General features: G+C 46.4%; 6 protein-coding genes. 3 read left to right on the top strand and 3 right to left on the bottom strand.

Annotation, left to right across the window (positions count from 1 at the left end):
* Positions 1-136 precede the first annotated feature (136 nt).
* Together ACOJTG_RS09200 and ACOJTG_RS09205 are read right to left on the bottom strand one after the other, a co-directional pair.
* A complete protein-coding gene (locus tag ACOJTG_RS09200; protein WP_420153547.1) occupies positions 137-1450 on the bottom strand; it encodes a hypothetical protein in 1314 nt (437 codons plus the stop codon).
* Position 1451: 1 nt separating this feature from the next.
* A complete protein-coding gene (locus tag ACOJTG_RS09205; RefSeq protein ID WP_420153548.1) occupies positions 1452-1832 on the bottom strand; it encodes a hypothetical protein in 381 nt (126 codons plus the stop codon).
* Positions 1833-2022: 190 nt separating this feature from the next.
* Here ACOJTG_RS09205 and ACOJTG_RS09210 point away from each other — a divergent pair, with 190 nt between their 5' ends.
* Both ACOJTG_RS09210 and ACOJTG_RS09215 read left to right on the top strand, forming a co-directional pair.
* The gene (locus ACOJTG_RS09210; RefSeq protein ID WP_420153549.1) at positions 2023-2661 is read left to right on the top strand and encodes a TetR family transcriptional regulator C-terminal domain-containing protein; all 639 of its coding nucleotides are present in this window, start codon (positions 2023-2025) and stop codon (positions 2659-2661) included.
* Positions 2662-2676: 15 nt separating this feature from the next.
* Positions 2677-3996 (top strand): ABC1 kinase family protein, encoded by a 1320-nt coding sequence (locus tag ACOJTG_RS09215; RefSeq protein WP_420153550.1) that lies wholly within the window; start codon positions 2677-2679, stop codon positions 3994-3996.
* A gap of 53 nt (positions 3997-4049) precedes the next feature.
* Here the strand turns inward: ACOJTG_RS09215 and ACOJTG_RS09220 are convergent, their stop codons facing one another.
* Positions 4050-4613 carry a DUF2911 domain-containing protein gene (locus tag ACOJTG_RS09220; protein WP_420153551.1) on the bottom strand — a complete coding sequence of 188 codons (564 nt, stop codon included), beginning with the start codon at positions 4611-4613 and terminating at the stop codon, positions 4050-4052.
* A gap of 183 nt (positions 4614-4796) precedes the next feature.
* Here ACOJTG_RS09220 and ACOJTG_RS09225 point away from each other — a divergent pair, with 183 nt between their 5' ends.
* Complete coding sequence (locus ACOJTG_RS09225; RefSeq protein ID WP_420153552.1) at positions 4797-5231, top strand: deoxycytidylate deaminase; 435 nt, start codon at positions 4797-4799, stop codon at positions 5229-5231.
* The last annotated feature ends 184 nt before the right edge of the window (positions 5232-5415 follow it).

Consider the following 5415-nt stretch of genomic DNA (forward strand, 5'->3'; position numbering starts at 1 on the left):
AAAAGTATAAACTTAAAATGTTGATTATTCAATTGTGTTTGTGCGTATGATTATATACGCTGAGTCTAGTTTCACTCCAATAAAAAAGAGAAAGCTCGTACGGGCTTTCTCTTTTTTATTGGAACGTTTTTCATTATTAAACAATAAACGTTTTCAAACGATGTGAATGTGTACTGAGCTTTAAGAGAAGCAGATACAAGCAAGCTGGGTAAATATGATGGAAGAGACGGTCGATGGACTGATTGAGGTGCCATTCCAGGTCATTCGGCGTCGTTAGGTAAACCATGAAGTAACCCGAAAATACTAAGCCTAGCACCATACTCGGTAGAGACTTAACGAAGGCGATTTTTTTTACCAGCATAAAGGTCAGCAATACTAGTAGTGCCCAATAGTACGTAAAAGCCGTAGTAAAGAAGTAAGTGATGATCAGCCTATAACGACCTGGGTTTAGAATCATTGCAATCAGGCTAGAGTCTCTACCCGCGTGAATCAGGTCATTGGCCGGGGCGTAGGCTTGCTTGAAATGAATTAGAATGAGAAAGGGTATCAACGTACCCGCTGCGTAGTGCAGGATTGATCTAAAATTTCTGAAATGGAAGCAAAGTACCGCGAATGAGAAGGATAAAAAGAATAAAGCACCTTCGTTTTTTATCCAGGTAGCACTACCTACTATAAATCCTAATAGAAAAAATAACCGCCGGTCAATGCCCAGCTGTGCTTCTTTATACATCACAAATGAAATAAGGATGAAAAAGGCTAGCAGGGTATCGGCGTATTGCGAGCTTGCGATCTCGATAAATTTAGTATCCAGAGCAAATACACAAAGGGCAACAATGGCCGGGAAAAGATAATTGAAGCGGGTTAATCCGAGAAACACCGTTATTAGAATAGCGAAGTAGATCAGATGAGCCAGAATCATGGGAGCTAGCGGCGTTGCGGTTTCGACGCTTCGCCACATGTACGCCACTAAGGAAGGAAGCATGAGTGGGTAATCTGGATGCGTTCTGAATAGCTTATTCGTAAATAAATTACTCCAGTATTCGGGATAAGAAAGGTATTTGGCATGAAGATTCCAGATGGCCCACGCATCCCAGCCGCCCCAGCGGTATAATCTCTCGTTGAATGGTAGCATTGCAGCCAATAGCCCAATCAGGAGTATAAGAACATGGCCCGGACGTCCAAATGTTGGCAATGACAAGGAGTACGCTTGGTGGCGGATGCTTTGTAAGACAAGGGGTATACCGGCAATACCAACGAGTCCGACTATCAGCAAGGGGTAAGGAATAGAAGCTACCAAACTTAGGTAGTAAGCGTAACCGATCAGAGAAAGTAGTAGGGCAAAGGCAAATAGATAGCTTAAACCTCCCCGTAATCGATCTCCTTGGTGCAGGAAAGCACTAATCTCGATCCCTGCAATGACGGTAGCTGCAATACAAGCAAAGATTAGCATATCAACGTTTCGGGTGTACTACACTATACGTAAACTTTTGATTACTCCCACTGAGCATACGTTCGTAGTGGGCTAGGTTTAGGGCAGGGCGTCCGGGTTCTTCGAGGACTAGCATGGTATCACTTTCGGCGAGTTCAACCACGATTGGAGCTAAAACCAACGTTGATTCAAAGTAAAGCATACCAATTCGTTCGGGTGAAACATTCATTTTCATTCCAATCACCGAATCTTTGGGTAGCTTTTTTTTTACGTCAGCGAGTAGTTCCTCCAGGTGATCCGTCTCCGTATAGGCTCCCGGAGATGCTAAATCACGATACTTATTAATGGTAATCCAGATAATGGATACTAGCAGAATGGTAATGCCGAGATAAATAAACCGCATGGGAAAGATGTCATTCAGCCTACGCTGGGTTCGTTGAACGAATAGGTCTTGAAAGCAAAGAAAGCTGAATTCACGTATAAAAATCGGCCGCTTATAAATTATTGACTGAATATTCTTTTTCTGAGAAACTACTGGTACCAGATTATCGTTTGAAAAGATAGATTTACCCGTACTCTTTTAAACGATCTTTATGGCTACTTCTCCCGATAAAATCAAAGACGCTTACATGATGTATCTGCTCGAAGAGGGGCAGCAACCGGCGTCGATCTATGCCTTTGCCAAGAAGCTTAAGGTCAAAGAGACCGAGTTCTACGAATACTATAATTCATTCGAACAGATCGAAAGCGGGGTATGGGCTGGCTTTTTCGACCAAACACTCGCCCGGCTGAAAAGCGACGAGGTCTTTCATACGTATTCCGTTCGGGAAAAGCTGCTGGCGTTTTACTACACTTGGATCGAAGTGCTCACCAGCAACCGCAGCTTCGTACTCCGTAGCCTGAAAGATTTTCGCATGCAGCGATCCATGCGTACGCCCGCGGCTCTGGAAGAATTTAAATACCAGTTTGAAAAATTCGTGAAAGACCTCATGGCCGAAGGGCGGGAGAGCCAGGAAGTGAAGTCCCGGCAACTGGTCGAAAATAAATATCCTACTGCATTTTGGTACCAAACGATGTGGCTACTCGATTTCTGGAGTAAAGACACCTCGAAAGGTTTTGAGAAAACGGATACTGCCATCGAAAAGGCCGTCAATACGGCATTTGATTTAATTGGCGTATCGGCTCTGGATTCGGTACTGGATCTGGCCAAGTTTCTTTACCAAAATCGTTAACCAGGCCCACGTTTTATGAAATCCCAACAATCGATTCCCACCTCCAAAGTAGCCCGTGCGACGCAATTCGTAAAGACAGGAGTCAAAATTGGAGGCAATTACCTGAAGCATAACGTAAAGAAGCTGGTGAACCCGGATCTAAGCCGGGATGAACTACATGAAGATAACGCCGTTGACATTTACGAGTCGCTGAGCCAATTGAAGGGCTCGGCTTTGAAAGTGGCTCAAATGCTGTCTATGGATCGGAACTTATTGCCCCGGCAGTACTCCGAACGTTTTCAACTGTCGCAGTACTCGGCTCCTCCGTTGTCAGCTCCGCTGGTGGTGAAGACCTTCCAAAAGTTTTTCGGTAAATCGCCTTCAGCTTTGTACGACACCTTTGATGTGGAAGCGACTGCCGCGGCCTCCATTGGTCAGGTACACCGGGCGACGAAAGACGGGAAGAACCTAGCGGTAAAGGTGCAGTATCCGGGTGTGGCGGATAGTATCAGTTCCGATCTGAAGATGGTGAAGCCCATGGCAAAAACCCTTTTTGGATTGAATGAGAAAGATGTAGACCGCTATACCGCAGAGGTAGAGCTACGCTTACTGGAAGAAACCGATTACGAACTGGAATTACGCCGGGGTGCTGAAATTACCCAGGCCTGTGCTCATATCGACGGACTGGTCTTTCCAATCTACTATCCGGAACTTTCGGCTCGTCGGATTTTGACGATGGATTGGCTGGAGGGTAAACACCTCAGCGATTTTCTGGCCACTAACCCCAGTCAGGAAGTACGCAACCGGATTGGACAGACGCTCTGGGATTTTTACGATTATCAGATTCATACGCTCCGGCAGGTACACGCCGATCCGCATCCAGGTAATTTTCTGCTGCGGCCGGACGGAACGACGGGTGTAATCGATTTCGGCTGTATTAAAGACATTCCGACGTTTTATTACGACAACTACTTCGCCCTGATCAACCCCGATACAGTGGCGGATCGCGAGCGGACGGAACAAATTTTCTATAATCTGGAATTCCTGTATCCGTCCGATTCAGACCACGAAAAGCAGTTGTTCTCGGGTCTATTCATCCAAATGATTCACCTGCTGGGACGACCCTTCAAAGAGGAAACGTTCGATTTTGGCAATGATACATATTTTCAGGAAGTATATGCCTTCGCCGATCAGTTACAACGCGTCGAGGAAATTCGGAAATCTAAAGTAGCCCGGGGAAGTCAGCATGGCTTGTATGTGAATCGTACCTACTTTGGTCTGTATTCGATTCTGAACGAATTGAAAGCCGTAGTAACGACTAACCGCCCGGACTGGTTACGACCTAGTCGAGGCTAAACAATAGTCGATAAGTAAAGGCCCGAGGGATTCGAATCCCTCGGGCCTCTATGTTATTTAACGAACGAGAAAGGAATGCGTACCCGAACGTCGTCCCACATCAGATGAAGATCGGCACCGGCTTCAGTTTCTTCGAAGCGAAAGGTAAGAGCTTCGTAAATCTGATCGTTTTTCTGAACCGGAACCTCCACGCGTAGGTAATCGTTTTCGGCCTTGTAGGCGAACGCCCCCCACTGACCCAGTTCTGAGTTAAGAACAACCGTCCAGGAATCCGGGTTCGGAATCGTAAAAAGGGTATACGTACCCGGTCGGACCGATCTTCCGGCTAATTTTACCTCTTTCGTAATCGTTAGTTCCGTAGCTTCGTTCGCCCCGGTCCGCCAGATTTTTCCGTAGGGTTCCAGCTTACCAAAAATTTCCCGTCCCTTTCGCATGGGTTGTCCGTAGGTAAGCTTGAGGTAACAGGTTTCGGTTTTGTATTGGGCCAAAGCTAGCGGGCTAGGCCGTAGCTGCGGCTGGATAATTTCAGCGGCGGTACTCTTGGCGGTGGAATCCGTTTGGGCCTGTACGGAGAGAGCCATTAAACAGCCCATGCCAACGAAATGAAATAATTTCATAGTTTAAGTAAGCGTACGTCGTTTTATTGTCGGAACTTTCGGCAAAAATAAACGATGGAAAGGGCTGGTATGGGATGTCCTACCACCGAATTTATTAACCCAGTAGGAGAAATCGCTGAAAATCAATTCGCTGAAACCTACGAAGATTAGAATCCTTTGAAACCCCATTTTGACGATATTTTTATGGACCTGGCCGTGAACTTGGCCAAGCGATCCCACTGCATTAAAGCTCAGGTAGGAGCGGTCCTTACCAAAGACACGCGAATTATTTCCATCGGTTACAATGGACCGCCCGCGGGTACGCACAATTGTGATGAAGAGTTTCCCGAAGTAGGTTGCCCGCGTGATTCGAAAGGCAGCTGTTCATTAGCCCTGCACGCCGAGCAAAATGCAATCTTATACGCGGCTAAACTCGGAGCGAGTATTGAAGGAGCGACGATTTACGTAACGCTTTCGCCCTGTATTGCCTGTGCCCGAATTATTTATTCCATGGGAATTCGCCGCGTTATTTTCAAAGATTCGTACGCGAAGTATAAAGGCATCGGCGTGGATGAAGGCGTAGAGTTCCTGCGAAAATTTGGCGTGCAGGTCGAAGAATACCGTACGCCTGTGCAGTAAGCAATGAAAGATTATGAATGGATTTCATAATCTTTCATTGACCGATGTTCTTAGTGATGAACGCCGCCGTTTCCGTGAACGTGGCCGTGGCTGAGTTCAGTAGGCGTCGCTTCCCGAACGTCGAGGATTTTACCCGTGAAGTGAAGCAGCATTTCAGCCAAGGGGTGGTTAAAGTCCATCCATA

The sequence above is a fragment of the Siphonobacter sp. genome (genome assembly GCF_048595215.1).
Taxonomy (GTDB): domain Bacteria; phylum Bacteroidota; class Bacteroidia; order Cytophagales; family Spirosomataceae; genus Siphonobacter.